Origin of the sequence: Dongia sp. (assembly GCF_041909655.1) — a bacterium.
Lineage (GTDB): Bacteria > Pseudomonadota > Alphaproteobacteria > Dongiales > Dongiaceae > Dongia.
The window spans coordinates 347741-363684 of sequence record NZ_JAYRDA010000001.1 but is presented as its reverse complement, the minus strand read 5'-3'; the positions used below and the strand labels follow the sequence as shown (position 1 = coordinate 363684).

General features: G+C 61.5%; 14 protein-coding genes. 5 read left to right on the top strand and 9 right to left on the bottom strand.

Annotated features, from left to right (window positions below; all coding sequences use genetic code 11):
* The first annotated feature begins 60 nt into the window (after nt 1-60).
* Nucleotides 61-1020: a LysR substrate-binding domain-containing protein gene (locus tag ACE3PR_RS01570; RefSeq protein WP_374367411.1), complete on the top strand. Its 960-nt coding sequence runs from the start codon at nt 61-63 to the stop codon at nt 1018-1020.
* Here the strand turns inward: ACE3PR_RS01570 and ACE3PR_RS01565 are convergent.
* A complete protein-coding gene (locus tag ACE3PR_RS01565) occupies nt 1017-1370 on the bottom strand; it encodes a hypothetical protein (protein WP_374367409.1) in 354 nt (117 codons plus the stop codon). The two genes, ACE3PR_RS01570 and ACE3PR_RS01565, sit on opposite strands and share 4 nt — an antisense overlap.
* 263 nt (nt 1371-1633) lie before the next feature.
* Between ACE3PR_RS01565 and ACE3PR_RS01560 the strand changes: the two genes are divergently transcribed.
* From ACE3PR_RS01560 to ACE3PR_RS01545, 4 genes are all read left to right on the top strand, one after another.
* Nucleotides 1634-2551 (top strand): oxaloacetate decarboxylase, encoded by a 918-nt coding sequence (locus ACE3PR_RS01560; protein ID WP_374367406.1) that lies wholly within the window; start codon nt 1634-1636, stop codon nt 2549-2551.
* A 216-nt stretch (nt 2552-2767) separates the two neighbouring features.
* Nucleotides 2768-3910, top strand: coding sequence for a TRAP transporter substrate-binding protein (locus ACE3PR_RS01555; RefSeq protein ID WP_374367404.1), 1143 nt, complete (start codon nt 2768-2770; stop codon nt 3908-3910).
* A gap of 85 nt (nt 3911-3995) precedes the next feature.
* Entirely contained in the window at nt 3996-4637 is a 642-nt protein-coding gene (locus ACE3PR_RS01550) for a TRAP transporter small permease subunit (RefSeq protein ID WP_374367403.1), read from the top strand.
* Complete coding sequence (locus ACE3PR_RS01545) at nt 4634-6577, top strand: TRAP transporter large permease subunit (protein ID WP_374367400.1); 1944 nt, start codon at nt 4634-4636, stop codon at nt 6575-6577. The genes ACE3PR_RS01550 and ACE3PR_RS01545 overlap by 4 nt, the downstream gene beginning before the upstream one ends.
* Before the next feature lie 19 nt (nt 6578-6596).
* Here ACE3PR_RS01545 and ACE3PR_RS01540 read toward each other — a convergent pair whose 3' ends face one another.
* The 8 genes from ACE3PR_RS01540 to ACE3PR_RS01505 form a co-directional block, all read right to left on the bottom strand.
* A complete protein-coding gene (locus ACE3PR_RS01540; protein WP_374367398.1) occupies nt 6597-7070 on the bottom strand; it encodes a PAS domain-containing protein in 474 nt (157 codons plus the stop codon).
* A 59-nt stretch (nt 7071-7129) separates the two neighbouring features.
* Nucleotides 7130-7420, bottom strand: a complete 291-nt coding sequence (locus tag ACE3PR_RS01535) for a DUF1499 domain-containing protein (RefSeq protein WP_374367395.1) — start codon at nt 7418-7420, stop codon at nt 7130-7132.
* Nucleotides 7421-7678: 258 nt separating this feature from the next.
* Complete coding sequence (locus ACE3PR_RS01530; protein ID WP_374367393.1) at nt 7679-9004, bottom strand: HlyD family type I secretion periplasmic adaptor subunit; 1326 nt, start codon at nt 9002-9004, stop codon at nt 7679-7681.
* Nucleotides 9001-10752 (bottom strand): type I secretion system permease/ATPase, encoded by a 1752-nt coding sequence (locus ACE3PR_RS01525; RefSeq protein ID WP_374367391.1) that lies wholly within the window; start codon nt 10750-10752, stop codon nt 9001-9003. Before ACE3PR_RS01525 ends, ACE3PR_RS01530 begins: the two co-directional genes overlap by 4 nt.
* Before the next feature lie 2 nt (nt 10753-10754).
* The gene (locus tag ACE3PR_RS01520; RefSeq protein ID WP_374367389.1) at nt 10755-11498 is read right to left on the bottom strand and encodes a hypothetical protein; all 744 of its coding nucleotides are present in this window, start codon (nt 11496-11498) and stop codon (nt 10755-10757) included.
* Nucleotides 11499-11519: 21 nt separating this feature from the next.
* On the bottom strand, nt 11520-12860 hold the full coding sequence (locus tag ACE3PR_RS01515; protein ID WP_374367387.1) for a glycosyltransferase family 4 protein: 1341 nt from the start codon (nt 12858-12860) through the stop codon (nt 11520-11522).
* Nucleotides 12857-13702 carry a class I SAM-dependent methyltransferase gene (locus tag ACE3PR_RS01510; protein ID WP_374367385.1) on the bottom strand — a complete coding sequence of 282 codons (846 nt, stop codon included), beginning with the start codon at nt 13700-13702 and terminating at the stop codon, nt 12857-12859. The genes ACE3PR_RS01515 and ACE3PR_RS01510 overlap by 4 nt, the downstream gene beginning before the upstream one ends.
* A complete protein-coding gene (locus ACE3PR_RS01505) occupies nt 13699-15942 on the bottom strand; it encodes a glycosyltransferase family 2 protein (RefSeq protein WP_374367383.1) in 2244 nt (747 codons plus the stop codon). Before ACE3PR_RS01505 ends, ACE3PR_RS01510 begins: the two co-directional genes overlap by 4 nt.
* Nucleotides 15943-15944: the final 2 nt, after the last annotated feature.

Below are 15944 nucleotides of genomic sequence, written 5' to 3'. Positions count from 1 at the left end.
GACAGCGCATCGCAAAACGCCGCAAACGAGTTCGATCCCGATTTCAGATGAGCAGGTTTCATGCGAGCGCGATTGGCCCAGGTGACTTTCCCCGGCAGTGCCGCCCTCCGCGCCTTTGAATGCGCCGGGCGGCTGGCCAGTTTCCAGCGCGCGGCGCTGGAATTGAAGGTCACCGAATCCGCGATCAGCCATCAGATCCGGAAACTTGAGCGCGATCTTGGCATCGAGCTGTTCGTGCGGGGTCACCGCCAGATCAAGCTTACGCCTGCCGGGCGCGCCTATCTTCAGATCGTGCAACAGGCGCATCGCGACATCCTGAGGGCCACGCTGTCTCTTGAAGGAAGTGCCACCACGCAATTGCGCCTCAGCGTGCTCCCTGCCTTGGCGCAATACTGGCTGATACCGCATCTGGGTGCGTTACAAGAAAGATTGCCGGGCACGAGCCTGTCGGTCTTCGTCTCAAGCGACCTCGTTGACCTCGACCGCGACGAGATCGATATCGCGATCCGCTATGGCACCGGCACGTGGCCGCGTTGCCGGGTGCAGCACTTGATGGATGAGTGGGTTTTTCCGGTGGCAGCACCCGAGCTAGCACGGCGCGCCCGGAAAGCCGGATGGTTGGAGGAAATCCCACGCCTGCAAAACCTGCAGCATCCGGAGGAATGGGCCCCCTGGATCGACAAATTCGGGGGCGGTGAAGTTATTCGCCTGGAAAGCTCCCCCTTGATCCTGGAAGCCGCGTGCCAAGGCCTCGGCGTCGCCATCGGCCGCCGGCCCTTCGTCGACAGGCTGCTGGCCGAGGATCGTCTGCGGAAGCTGCCGGGTGACGAGAAGCCCAGTGGCAAAGGCTATTTCATCCTCTCGCCGGCAGGCCGCGCCGGCGACACTCCAACAATTCAAGCCGGCATTGCCGCCTTGCTGGAACTTGCGGCCTCACAGCCGACAAACAAAAACCCCGTGCCCAAGGGCACGGGGTTTTCGCAGCTCAATCGGCCTCGCGGCCGCCGGAACGCGCCTTAGAGGCTGGCGAGTTCCGAATTGTAAAGGCTGAGCAGCGCGGCGACGTCTTCCGACTCGCAGCCCTTCTTCTCGACCAGCACGCGTGTATCAGTCTTCGCGGCCTCGATCAGGGTCAGACGCTCACCAGCCGGAATCTCGTAATTGATCTTCTGGTCGATATAGGTCGAGACCTTGCTCCAGGTCGCCGGGTCCATCGACACGCCTTCGCAGGCGATCGCGGCACGGATGGCCTGATGGTACTGGCTGTACATTGCGTTCATGTCCTGCGCGGCGGCAAAGCCGGCGGTCCCCAACACACTACCGGCCACCAGGGCTGCCGCCGCAAGGCGGGTTACAATGCTCTTCGACATAGTTATTTATCCCTCTTTTGAGCCCATGGATTGCAAAACCGGGCCTAGTGTCCTGCGCCCGGCGGCAGAATTCAACAGGAATTTGCCACAATCGCAGGGGATTAACATAGCTGTCCCGGCTTTGGTTCCACCCCATTGGGGTACAAAATCGATAAAATTGGGGGCCGGGCGCCAGGAACGACACCGCCGGTGGCAAGCCGACTCGGGCGTCATGGCTATGATGCCGCACCTTAATCGATTTCTGCCTGCAACAGGGTTGTCCCATGCGCCGCACGACGCAATTCCGCCAATTGATCGACCGCCCGGAAATCCTTCTTCTCCCCGGCGCCCATGATGCGTTGGCCGCCCGCATCATCGAGCTTTCCGGGTTTGAGGCCCTGACCGCCGGCGGTTACGCCGCCCATGCGACCCTGCTGGGGGCCCCGGATATCGGTCAATTGGGCCTTGCCGAGATGGCCGATCACTACGCGCGGCTTTGCGATGCCACGTCGCTGCCCCTCCTCGCCGATGCCGATACCGGCTACGGGACGGCGATCAATGCCGCCCGGACGGTGCGGGCCTATGAGCGCGCCGGGGTGGCAGCGCTCTTCATCGAAGACCAGGTGGCACCCAAACGCTGCGGCCATATGGATGGTAAACGGGTCGTGCCGGTGACCGAGATGATCGCCAAGCTGAAGGCCGCAACCGATGCCAGAACCGATCAGGACCTGGTCATCATGGCCCGCACCGATGCCCGGGCGATCGAGGGGCTGGAAGCGGCGATCGAGCGCGCCCAACTCTACCGCGAGGCGGGCGCCGACCTCATTTTCGTGGAGGCGCCGCTTACCGTCGACGAAATGGCGCGCATCTGCAGTGAAATCCCGGCGCCCTGCATGGCCAATCATGTCGAAGGCGGCAAGACCCCCCTGCTCTCCGCCGAGCAGTTGGAGGATATCGGCTATGCCTGCGTCGCCTATCCGGTGGCCTCGCTCTATGCCGTCGCGCATACCCTGCGCCGGCTCTATACCAGCCTGCGCGAGAGCGGCGATACGGCGACTCTCCAAGGGGAGATGCTCAATTTCACCGGCTTCCACGACATCGTCCGACTGCCTGCCCTGCGCGAGATGGAGCGTGCCAGCGACGGCTTCGCCCGCGACCTCCTGGAGCGGGTCGCCGCCCGGGTGACGAACCAGCCGGATTGATTGCTGCCCGGACTGATTGCTGCACTGCCGAATCCAATCATGGAATTGGCCTTAACGGTCGAACTACGACGTTTGTCTAAGGACCGGCCGGTCAATTGCCGCTCGACCCACCCCCATGGTTGAACTAGTCTTTTTGGCAGATTGGCGCAGAATGCCGATCAAGCATAAGCAAAGGGGGCAATACCCCATCCTTATTCCATAGCCTGGGAGGCACTGATGAAGAAGCGGGAGAAGAACACCCAGAGTGATTCGCGTACAGCCGATCCGTCGCGTCGCAAATTTCTCGGCGCGGCCACCGTCGGCGTCGGCGCTGCGGCACTTGCCGCGCCCAATGTGGCACGCGCCCAGGACCCGGTCACCATGAAGTGGCAAAGCACCTGGCCGGCCAAGGATATCTTCCACGAATACGCGCTCGACTTTGCCAGCAAGGTGAACGGCATGTCGGGCGGCCGCCTGAAGATCGAGGTCCTGCCGTCGGGTGCCGTCGTGAAGGCCTTCGATCTGCTCGATGCCGTGAGCAGCGGCACGCTCGACGGCGGCCATGGCGTCATTGCCTATTGGTACGGCAAAAACTCGGCCCTGGCGCTCTGGGGATCGGGGCCGGCCTTCGGCATGGATCCCAACATGCTGCTCTCCTGGCACAATTATGGCGGCGGCAAGGAATTGCAGCAGGAGATTTATTCCAGCCTCAACATGAACGTCGTCTCGCGCCTATACGGGCCGATGCCGACTCAGCCTTTGGGCTGGTTCAAGAATCCGATCTCCAAGCCGGAAGATCTCCAGGGCCTGAAGTTCCGCACCGTGGGCCTCTCCATCGATGTCTTTACCGCTTTGGGTGCAGCGGTGAACGCCTTGCCCGGCGGCGAAATCGTGCCGGCCATGGATCGCGGCCTGCTGGATGCGGCCGAATTCAACAATGCCTCATCCGACCGCGTCCTCGGCTTCCCCGATGTCTCCAAGATCTGCATGCTGCAGAGCTTCCATCAATGCTCGGAGCAGTTCGAGATCCTGTTCAACAAGGCGAAATATGACGCCTTGCCCGAAGACCTGCGGGCAATCATCGACCAGGCTGCATCGGCCTCGTCCGCCGACATGTCATGGAAGGCGATCGACCGCTATTCCAAGGATTACGAGGCTTTGCAGGCGGATGGCGTCAAATTCTACAAGACGCCGGACTCGGTGCTCCAGGCCCAGCTCGACGCCTGGTCTAAGATCATCGAGGCAAAAGCCGCCGAAAATCCGATGTTCAAAAAGGTGCTGGAATCGCAGCGCGCCTATGCCGCCCGGACCGTCCGCTGGCAGAATGACACGCTGGTCAATTTCCGCATGGCCTACAGCCACTTCTTCGCCAAAGGCTGAGGGCGATTTATGAACGAGGGGTCCGGCAGCGCGTGCCGGACCCCTCGCCATTTTTGCATCTCACTTTGATCGCCATGGGATGAGTATGGGAAAGACGCTTAAATTCATCGACTTCCTGAGCACCTGGTCAGGGCGGCTCTGCGCCTGGTCGATCGTCGCGCTGACGCTGCTGATCAGTTGGGAAGTCTTTTCACGTTACGCGCTCGGCACGCCGCATGCCTGGGTCTTCGATGGTTCGGCGATGCTTTACGGCCTCCTTTTCATGATGGCCGGCGCCTACACCCTGGCGGCCGGCGGCCATGTCCGGGGTGACGTGCTCTACGGTTTCTTTCCGCCGCGATTGCAGGCCGGCATCGATCTTACGCTCTACGTCGCCTTCTTCATTCCCGGCGTGTTTGCGATGGCGTGGGCAGGCTGGACCTTTGCCGCCGATTCCTGGGTCATCAACGAGCATTCCTCCATCTCGGCCGATGGCCCGCCGATCTATCCTTTCAAGACCATCATTCCGGTTGCCGGCTTCCTTCTGCTGCTCCAGGGCTTCGTCGAAATGGCACGGTGCTATGTTTGCCTGAAGCAGGGGAAATGGCCCGCCCGCCTGGGCGATGTCGAGGAAGTCGACGTCGAGAAGCTGAAAGAAATGGTGCATGTGCGCGACGAGGACATTGCAGCCCTCGACAAATACGTCACCGGCGACGCTCATGACGACAAGCGTAGGCCCCAACCATGAGAAAGGAACTTTGGTTCGGCCTTACACTGGTTGTCCTGATTCTCATTGGCACCGCGATCATCCTGCCATCTCCCTCCGAGATGACCAATGGACATCTCGGCCTTCTGATGCTGGCGCTGGTCGTTGTTACCATCATGATGGGCTTTCCCACGGCGTTTACGCTGATGGGCATGGGCATGATCTTCGCCTGGATCGCCTTCGACTATAACATCGAGCACACGCTCACCCTGATGGTCCAGCGCACCTATGGCGTCATGACCAATGACGTGCTGATTTCGGTGCCGCTCTTCGTCTTCATGGGCTATCTGGTCGAACGCGCCAACCTCATTCAACGCCTGTTCACCAGTCTGCATCTGGCGACGGCCTGGCTGCCCGGCTCGCTCGCGGTCGCAACCTTGATCACCTGCGCGATCTTCGCCACCGCCACCGGCATCGTCGGGGCCGTGGTGACGCTGATGGGTCTGCTGGCACTCCCCGCCATGTTGAAGTCCGGCTACGACATCCGCCTCTCGGCGGGCGTCATTACGGCGGGCGGTTGTCTTGGCATCCTGATCCCGCCGTCAGTCCTGCTCATCGTCTATGGTGCCACGGCGGGGGTTTCGGTGGTGCAGCTCTATGCAGGAGCTTTCTTCCCCGGCCTGATGCTGACCGCGCTTTATGTAGGCGCCGTCATTCTGGTGAGCTGGCTGAAGCCGAGCCTTGCCCCGCCGCTGGCCAAAGCGGATCGCGAAGTGGCCCTTCCGCCACTTCTGTCCACCCTTGCCGGCGAAAACCGGCAGCGCTGGGCACCGCTCAGTCTCTTCCGCGCCGCGTTTGGGCAGGGCCCGTCACGGGTCCCGCAGCGCGCAGTCTGGCGCGAGCTGCTGTTGCTCGGCATCCCCTTCCTCACCTTTGCTCTTCTGATGGGGCTCATCTACCGCGGCATCACCGAGCCCGTGATCGTCTCGGATAGCGGCCTCGTGGAAATGGGTGCCGGTAGCGACAATTGGGCCGATTATGGCGGGGGCCTTGCCGAACCGCCCAGCGACGGTGGACTGTCGGAGCCGCCTTTGGACGGCGGCCTCGCCGAGCCGCCCCTTGCCGATAACGGCCTTGCCGAGCCACCTGGGGCTGTGCCCCTGGCTGAGCCCCCGGCCGCCGCCGCGCCGGCCGATATCGAGAGTGATACCTCGTTGCCCGAGCGCAGGCCGGCGCCGGAAGCCTATTGGTGGGTACTGAGCCTAGGCATTCTCTGCCTCCTCGTCTTCTATTCCATCCTCAATTTTCCGCGCTATCAGATCTACCGCCTGCTGCTGGAATCCTTCGTGCCGCTCAGCGTACTGATCCTGGCGGTGCTGGGGTCCATTGTCTTCGGCCTGGCGACACCGACCGAGGCGGCGGCGATCGGCGCCCTGGGTGGCACAGTGCTGGCCCTGGCCTACCGCCAACTGACCGTGCGCGTGATGACGGAATCCGTCTTCCTGACCGCCAAGACCTCGGCCATGGTCTGCTGGCTGTTCGTCGGCTCGGCGATTTTCTCCGCGGCCTTCGCTCTTCTCGGCGGTCAGGAGTTGATTGAAAACTGGGTTCTCGGCCTTGATCTCACGCCGATTGAGTTCATGCTGCTTTCGCAGGTGATCATTTTCATTCTCGGCTGGCCGCTCGAATGGACCGAAATCATCGTCATCTTCATGCCGATCTTTATCCCCTTGCTGGGCCATTTCGATATCGACCCGCTGTTCTTCGGCCTCATGGTGGCGCTCAACCTGCAAACCGCCTTCCTGTCACCGCCGGTGGCGATGGCGGCCTTCTATCTGAAGGGTGTGTCACCACCCCACGTGACGCTCAACCAGATCTTCGCCGGCATGATTCCCTTCATGCTGATCCAGGTCGTCGCCATGTTCCTGCTCTATATGTTCCCGGGGATCGGGCTATGGCTGCCGCACGTCCTCTATGACTGAGGCTGAATAAGGACTGCCATCAGCGCGGGCGCTGCTCGACCGGCTCCAGATCCGGAATGTGGAGCCGGTCGAACCCCTCATAGGCCTCGCTGGCGATGAAACTGCCGGCAGGGTCGTCGTCCCGCCACAGCGGCAGGATCGAGAATTCGTAAATCGACACCTTGCCGTCGACGAAGCTGATCTCGTTATTGCCGATGATCGGCTGGCGCTCAGTATGGACGTAACGATAACAATCCCGCCAATCGACACTGTCGCGCGCGTCGTATTTCAGTTCATCAAGATACTTGCCGCTAAAATCGAGACGGCTGAATTCTACTACGCTGGTACCAACCAACCGAAAGCGCACGCGGAACGGATCCGCCTCGATATCGCCCAGGATGATGAAGGGCAGAATTTCCGCAATGGCACTGGGATCGATGTCGGTGCGACGGAACTTTATCCCGAGTTCTTGGCCGGTCAGCCAATATTCGAACAGTCGTCGTGTCGCGCGCATGCGCGCCTGATCCGGTTGAGTGAATGGCCAAAAGCCGGAGGTGATATCGGGCACTGTGGTCAACTTCCAACACGATAGGGAATGCCCAGCTTGGCCAGCCAGGCCGTGATCCGCGCCCGATTGACACCCAAATCACCATAGCCGTAATTGGAGCGGCTATAGATCGCCACCGTCGATTGGGTTTCGCCCACGGGCACAACCAGGATGTTGACGGTATCGGGAAACCGGAACAGGCGCGAGCGCTGGACGAAGACGAAGCGGTAGCCGCTCTCATCCCGCGCCGCGAGTTCGGTGCGTACTTCCAGCGGCAGCATGTCGGCAACCCGCACCGCCAATTGGTCGGCTGTCATTTCGACCGGCCGGGTCACAAAATCCGCCGGCGCCTGACAAAGATTTACTGGGCAGGCCAGGGCATCGTTCGGCGACGGGGCCCGTTGCAATCGGTCAAATTCAACATAGGCGGTGTCGGCACTGCAACCCGCAGTCAGGAAACAAAGGCAGCAGAGCAAGCGCCCTACCCGTTCCCATCCGGCCATGATTTTTTTCCTCTGATACGCGACTCGATATCGCGGATCATGCCACCCGGCCCTGGCAAGATGCCAGTGTTGTCACTCCTCCCGGAAAGCGCGGTTCCAGCTATCGGTGATGGGTGAGAGGAAATAGTCGATGGCCCGGCGCTCGCCGGCAGCGATCAGTACCTCGGCCGGCATCCCGGGATAGGGCTTCACGTCCATGCCGGCAGGGATCGACGAAAGGTCAAGCTTCACACGCGCCGTGTAATAGGCAACCCCCGATGTTTCCTCGACAAAACGATCGGCGGAGACATTAACCACTTCGCCTTCAATCGGCGGCACGCGCCGCTGTTTGTAGGCGAGCAGCCGGACTTCGGCTGGCAGACCGACATGGACCGTATCGATATCGTCGGTCTTGATCTTCGCTTCCACCAGCAATTGCTCATCCTGCGGCACAATGTCCATCACCGGCTGGCCAGGCTGGAGAACCGCACCGGGACCGAAGACCTGCAGATCGACCACGCGTCCGCTCTGCGGTGCTCGGAGTTCGAGACGCCCCAGCACGTCGGCCAAGGCCGCCCGGCGGCCGACATAATCACTGCCTTCCGCCAGCACCTGTTGCAGTTCGGCAGCCACTTCGCTGGCCCGGGTCGAGCGCAGGTTTTCGATTTCGATCCTGAGACCCGCGATCGATTCATTGGCGCTTGAGATCGATGACTGCAGTTCGCCAAGCTTGCCGCCGATTTCGGCGACTTCACTTTCGAGGCCGCGCAGGCGCGGAATCTGCGCCAACCCCTTGGCATAAAGCTCACGCACCGTCACCAACTGCTTCTGGGCAATCTCGCGCATCTCGCGATTGGCCGCGATCTGGCTCTTGAACCCGTTGATCTGGTTCTCGATCTCGCCGATCTTGCGGTGCCGCATGTTGACACCTTCGACATAGGCGGAATGGCGCGCCTCGAAGAGAGATTGCTGCGAGGCAATCAACGCCGTGATGGCAGGATCATCGGCATGAGCCATGAGGTCATCCGGGAAAGTTACCTCATCGGCGTTCTGCTGCTCGGCAGTGAGGCGGGCGATCCGCGCCACGCGCGAGAAATGCTCCGTTTCCAGCTGATCGATCGACGATTCTGCCTGAATCGGGTCAAGCCGCAGCAATACGTCGCCGGCCTTGACCTCGTCACCTTCGCGCACCAGCAATTCCTTGATGATGCCGCCTTCCAGATGCTGCACAGTCTTGCGGTTGCTATCGACCACGATCGTGCCGTCGGCGATTGCTGCCCGATCCAGCGAGGCAAGAAAGCCCCACAGCAGGAACCCGCCGACACCGATGCCGATCGCCGCCAGACCAGCGATGACATAACGCCTCAGGCTCGGTTCGGGCAGTGCCAGAACCGCTTCGTCGAAATCGATAACACTCATGACTTCACCAACCTTGCGACGCCGCTTGTCCCGCCCGCGGTCACGGCGTTGTCGTTCTTGCTGGCAGCCGTGACCGAGCGTAGCACGTCGGCGCGGGGGCCGAATTGCGCCATGGCACCGTCACGTAGCACCAGCAACTTGTCGCACACGCCGACAATCGACGGGCGATGGGTGATTAGGATGATCGTGGTGCCGTCGGCCTTGGCCGCCGCCAGGGCGTTCATCAAGGCCTGCTCACCGTTCTGATCGAGATTGGCATTGGGCTCGTCCAGCACCATGAAGACCGGGTTGCCGTAGAGCGCGCGGGCGAGGCCGATACGCTGGCGCTGGCCACCGCTCAGCGAGTAACCTTGCTCGCCGATCTCGGTGTCATAGCCATGGGGAAGAGCGCCGATGGTTTCATGCACATCGGCACGCCGTGCCGCAGCCACGACATCGGCCGGATTCGCCACAGCCATATGCGAAATGTTGTCCCGGATACTGCCTTCCAGCAGCCCGACAGATTGCGGCAGGTAGCCGACCGATTTGCCGAAAGCGGTGCGATCCCAATTGACGACGTTCTGCCCGTCCAGATAGACCGCTCCTTGCGTCGGACGCCAGACGCCGACCAGCAACCGTGCCAGTGTCGACTTGCCGGCTGCGGACGGCCCAATCACGCCCAGTACCTCGCCGGGATCGAGGGTGAAGCTGATATTGCGCAACACTGCCCGGTCCGAACCATGTGGCACGAAGGTCAGGCGGTCGACCGACAGGCGGCCTTCCGGATTTTGCAGGGCCATTCCGGGACGACGGGCTTCGCTGCGGCCGATCAGTTCCTGGAGGCGGTGATAGGTACCGCGTGCGAACACCCATTGCCGCCAACCTTCGATCAGGCTGTCGAAAGGCAACAGCATTCGCCCCATGATGATCGAGGCGGCCACCATCATGCCAGGCGTTGCTTCGCGCTCGATGACCAGAAGGGCACCGATCGACAGCATGGCGATTTGCAGCAGATAGCGGACCGTTTTCGACGTGGACGCCATGGCCCGGCTGCGGCGATTACCTTCATCGAGATTGGAGAGTACCCGGCGTTGCTCTTTCTCCCAGCGTTGAGCAATCGCCGGCAGCATGCCCATGGCCTGAATCACCTCGGCATTGCGCAAGGCTGCCGAGGTCGCACTCATGCTCTTGACCGCCCCTTCATTTGCCTCGGCAAGGGGCCGGCGCGCCACGAATTCCATCATCACGCTGAGCGAGATCAAAAGGAATGCCGCCAAAACCGCCATGAATCCATAGACCGGATGCATCATGAACATGATGCCCAGGAAGAGCGGTGTGAACATCGCCTCGAACGGAACATTGATCGCCGAACCGGTGATGAACTGCCGCAACTCGTTGAGATCGCGCAGGGCCTGCCCAGGATGCGTGTTGCGTCCCTCCAGCGCCCCGTCGACCGCTGCCTGGAGCGTCGGTTGATGCAGGCGGCGCGACAACTTGTCGCCGAGCACGTGATAGATGCGGCTGCGGATGTAGTCGAGGAAGCCGAGCAGCATCAAGCCACCGGCCGCGACCACAATCAGCATCGTCAGCGTATCCAGATTGCGGCTGCCCAGAACCCGATCATAAACCTGGATCATGAAGAGCGGCACAATCAACTGGCAGAGGCACAGAACCGAGGTCAGCACCGCGACGAAGATGAAGCCACCGCGCAACGCATGGATGGCGTCCTCAAAAGCGCTGTTAGACTTGGCTTGTTTGTTGAGAGCCATGATCAAGCGCCTCGAAACAATAAATGATAGGCGAGGAAGCCGAACGATACCAAGGTGGCGAGCCCACACCAAAGCCACAACAGCAGGGACGGCTTGGGGCGTGATCGTATTTCCATCATGGAGAGTCTTTTGTCGACTTTCTGCAGCAGCGTGTCGAACCGCAATTCGAACACTTCAAGGGCGCCGATACGGCGCTCTAATTCGGGTACCGCCATATCCAGCTTGCCAAGACTTTCCGTGAGGCGCTCATGCAATTCCTGATCGAGCCCGTCGCGCTCCTTGGCAACACTCACCAATTGCCGCAACTGACCTTGCAATCGCTGATCGCGGGCACGAATCTCTCCGATGACGGCGGCGTTAACATTGCTGGCCGGTTGGGTCGGAGTTTGTCGCTTCAATTCTATCGCGCTGTCACCATCCGCCCCGATGGCGAGCACCGTGATGGGCGAAGCCCGATCGATCTCGCCAATCGCCGCCACATTGGCGATGAAAGCATAACGCCCATCACCGATTCCATTGGAGACAAGATCCGGGCGCGGCTGATTCGCCTCCAGCCGCACGATCAGCTGTTCGCCCTGCCGAATCTCGATCATCAGGCGCTCGGATGGATCGCTGCTGTTCCAGGCCCAGCCATAGACGCGGTCGGGTTCAATGGCATCGATATAGCCTTGCAGGTGCGGCGTGCCGTCCAGCGGCTTGCCGCGCTCTGCATTCAACTCGTGAACCGTTTCGGCGCTCGTCGACATGCTCTATCCTTTGCCTCCGCGCTACAGGCTTGCGCGTGGTTCTGCGACGACTTTTCTCCGGCGTCGCACAGCGATCTCGGGCGTTTCGGCCGCAGCGTCCCCCAACAGGCGCCGATATGTCGCCAGATGCTCGGCGGTGCAAAGCTCTAGCGTCCGGCGCGCCTTGATACCGGTGACAAGTTTGTTCCAAAGCTGCTGCTCGCTCAGGGCCCGCTCCAGCGTATCCGCCAGCGCCAGGGCATCGCCCGCACGGAAAGTCAGGCCATTGCGACCGTGGCTGACGGCTTCAGCCATACCGCCGATATCGCTGGCAATGACCGGGCGACGGTGACCGAATGCCTCGTCGATCACAAGGGGTGCGTTCTCCCACCAAAGCGACGGCGTCACCACCCAATCGGCCTCACGCATCAGGTTTGGCATTTCTTCGGGCTGATAGGCTCCGTGCCAGGCGGCCACATCACCCGCTGCCGCGAGGGCTGCCTTCATATCTTCCTTGAAGGCATCGCTTTGGAACGGCGCGCCGCCGAAGATGTCGACACGGAACGACCCGGGACGGCGTTCGTTCAACAGCCGCGCCGCTTCCAGCAGTACGAGGATGCCCTTGTTGGGGCTGAGATTGCCGAAATAGGCAAAGTGATTGCGCCTGTCGCCGCGCTTCAACGCGCGATGTGGCGCCACCTTCGCCATAGGTCGGGCATTGCGCAGTACAGCGATCCGCTCCGGCGCCAGGCCCCAGGCGATATAGCGGCGGCGAAGGAATTCACTGGGTGCCAGGAACTGGTCGACCACCGAGAAATGCGTCTTCAAATGCCGCTCACGCAAAACGAATTGCTCGGTTTCCAGATGTGGAAAGCAGCGGCGGCAAGCATCGGGCGTTGCCACATTGCACAACCGCCTTTCTCCGGTCGTCACCATCTGGCCATCATGGGCGCAGATCGAATAGTAATCGTGCAGCGAGAGCAGAATTTTGGCCTTCGGCAAAACACGCCGCACCAGAAAGAGCATCTCGACGCCCATCAGCAGGATGTGGTGGAAATGCACGATATCCGGCTTTACCTCCCACAGGAGATCCGAGAGCTCCGGCACGATGCCATGGAGGTCGATCTGCGACAGATAGAAACCGTCGAAATAGCCGGTCCACATCAGCATCTCGTCGCGTTGGCGGCCGATTCCCTGAAACACGGTGCCAGGCCGCTGTTCACGGTGATTCTTGTCGACGCAGCCGATAAACAGGCTGCTCACATTCTGGGTCGCCGCCAATTGCCGGTGCAGATCGCGGGCAAAAATCTCCGTACCGCCGGGATGCAGCGCGGGGTGGTTGTGGCAGAGATGGAGCACCTTAAGCGGCTTTGCGGATGTCATCGGTCGCGCGTCCCTTTCGGTTGGATGGGGCTGCGGGTAAACACACAGATATCCTGAAAGTTCTCCGCCGACCGGCCACTCCAATGCCCAAAGGCGATCGGCCGCGCCAGATGCAGACCGGCGCAGGCGCTTGTTTCCAGGAACCAGTCATGGTCGAAGGCTACCGCCGCCATCGGATGGGCGCGGTCCGAAATGTACTCCGGGCCGGCATCCTTGAGATCAAAAGACGGCCGCGCCTTGCCGCCGGCAGCCAGCAGACGATTGGATTCGTCCAGCAGGAAGGCGGTCACGAAGAGTCGCCCCTGGGGGCGCAGCAATCGCGCAGCTTCCCGGAGATAGAACGCCGTGTTGCTGGCGTCGAGATGGGTCACCACGGAGGTCATGAACAGGAAATCCACGGTCCCGCCGGCGAAGGGCAGCAGATCCTCGCCTTCCCGCAGAGCGCCCGCCGGATTGTACAGCTCGTTGCGGTAATCGAGATGCAAGAATTCGAAATTGCTGTAAGCGGCCGCGATGTTCTCGCGTGCCCAGGCAATCCCTTCCGTCACAACGTCGAAGCCGGTATATCGACCCGCCGGCGCATCCAGGAATTGCGTGAGCGGCAATGCCATGCGCCCGAGGCCGCAACCGATCTCCAGCACGCGATCCTGCGGCCGCAAACCGCCGAGTTCGACGAAATGACGCAGGAATTCACAGCCGATCGCCAGGAAGTCGCCGTCGCCGACGAAGTTGCGCTCCTGCGGTGGGATCGGCAGGAAACGATTGCGCCGCGTCACGCGCAACAACTCGGCAAAGGCGATCTCCGCCGCCTCAACACCGAAATCCTCCCTCAGCGCATTCATTGGGCAGCTCCGGGCCGCGCCCGGTCGAAACGAACCATCAAATCCTGCATCGCATCGTTCCAGCGCTGCGCCGCCAGCCAGCGATTGTAGAGGCCGGCGACACTGCGCTGATATCCGGCATGGCGGTTGATCGATTTCCGCTCGAAATGATAGAGCACCGCTTCGGGGCAGTAGCAGATCTCACCGCCGAGAGCGCGCAGCTTCAGGCAGAGATCCGAATCCTCGTAATCACCGATGATGTAATCTTCGGTGAAGCCACCGACTTGCTGGAAGGCCGCACGGCGCACCAGCAAGGCGGCACCGGTCACCGCCGGCACCTTCCGTGCCTTCAACGCCGGGGCAAAATCGCGTGGCGCCCCCTTGTGATAATGGAGGTTGAGCCAATGACCACCGGCATCCCGGGTGAAGCGCATGCCGGCATGCTGCAAGGATTGATCGTCGAACAGCAGGCGCGCGCCGCTGGCCAGAACTTTCCGCCCACGCTTCAGCGGCGCGGCAAGACGCGATAGCCAGCCCGGCTCTTCCGGCACCACGTCGGAATTGAGCAGCACCAGATATTCGCCCGCGGCAATGGCGGCACCCGCATTGTTTGCCGCGGCATAGCCGAAATTTGCCGACATGATCAGGATCGTCATTGGCAGGCCATAGAGCTGATTGAGGCCGCTCAGGAAATGCACCAGATCGGCACGCTGTTCCGGCGAATCCAGCACGAAGATCAGCTCCGCCCGGGTCATTTCCGGGTCGAGGGCAAATGCGCCGACCTGAAAGCGCAGATAGTCGAGATTGCGATACAGCGGGACGATGATGCTGAAACGCGGTCGCTTCGGCTTTACACCCAATTGCACCACATCGGGCGCCTGCCGGCTGGCCAGATGCCGCCGATGCAAGGGCACTGCCGCCGGCGCGATGATGCGGGCAATGGCATCGGTGGTCAGGCGTTCCGGCGGGATTCCACCCAGAACGGCGTCTCGCAATTCAGCAGCGCTGCCCATGGCCGGTCGCACCATCAAGTCGAGCGCACCGCCCGATCCAAGCTCGAGTGTCACCACCGCCTGGCCGCGTTGGCTGCCGGCATCCTGGATGTAGGCTGCAAAACCGAAGGCAGCGCTGCGGCCCTTGTATAGCTTATCGATATCCGGGCGTGGAAAGCGCAGCCAATGAGGGTCGAGCGCGATGGGCGCGTTATCACCGAAACGCAGATGGGCCCCGGCCAGCAATTGATGCGCATCCCGTACCCAGCCCTTCAGGAAAACGCCACCCTCCCCGTCAGCCACAAGAAGATCTATGGCGGCGGTCACGGGAGATTTCCGCGCCAGCAGATTGCGTTGCTCCGCCGGCGCGAAAAAACTGAGCTCCCGCAACAGAGCGGCTGTCGATCCGTCATCCGCGCGCGCTTCGACAACCGATCGCTGAATGAAAGCCCGCAATTGCCGGCTGAGGCTGCGATGTGATTCCAGCCAGGCGAGAATGGGGGTGCTTGGCAATTCTTCGAGGCGCAACACTGCTTGGCCCAGAGTCCCCAGCACCACAATGAGACAGCCCGGCTTGACCGCGGCACGATCGAGCAGCAGATAGCTGCGACCGCGTTTCGTCTGCAAGGGCCGATAGACCGCCTGTTCGAGGGCGTCGTCACCCACCAGAACGATCTCCGTAATGTCACCGAGATTCGCCGGCAGAACCGCGCTGACCAGGGCGAGATGACGTGTGACTGCCGCCTCGGGCGTCACTGCATGCGGCTGCAGCGCCAATTCTTTCAGCAAGCGCCGACAGAACCGGGCATAGGCAGGATCGTGTCGCAAATGAAAGAGATTGCGCCAAGTCTCCGCCACCTGGCGGATCAATCGAAACGTCCCAACCTCATCCAGGCCTTCGGTCAGCCGCTGCATCGGCAAAGGTTGCGCTGCCTGCGGGTCGGCATGAACAACGATCTGGCCGCCGGCATCGGCGAAATCAATCGGCGTCGTCCCCGCAGCGCCGTGGAGCGTGATGAGCACGCGCTGCGATCCGTCGCTGCACGGCAATTGAACTTTTACCGTCGGTGCCGGCAGCAGCTTGCCATCCCGCGACGGCCGCAGGCTGGCCGGGGATATCTGCGCCGGCAAGGAATGCATGTCCAGAATGACGACGACCAAACCACCCGGCAATGTGAAGCATGGGATGGCTGCGTCAGCCTGCCCCGGCGGGCGTACTCTTGGGTCCTGGCCATTAGGCGTGGCCCGATCGATGGGTTGAACGAGCATCA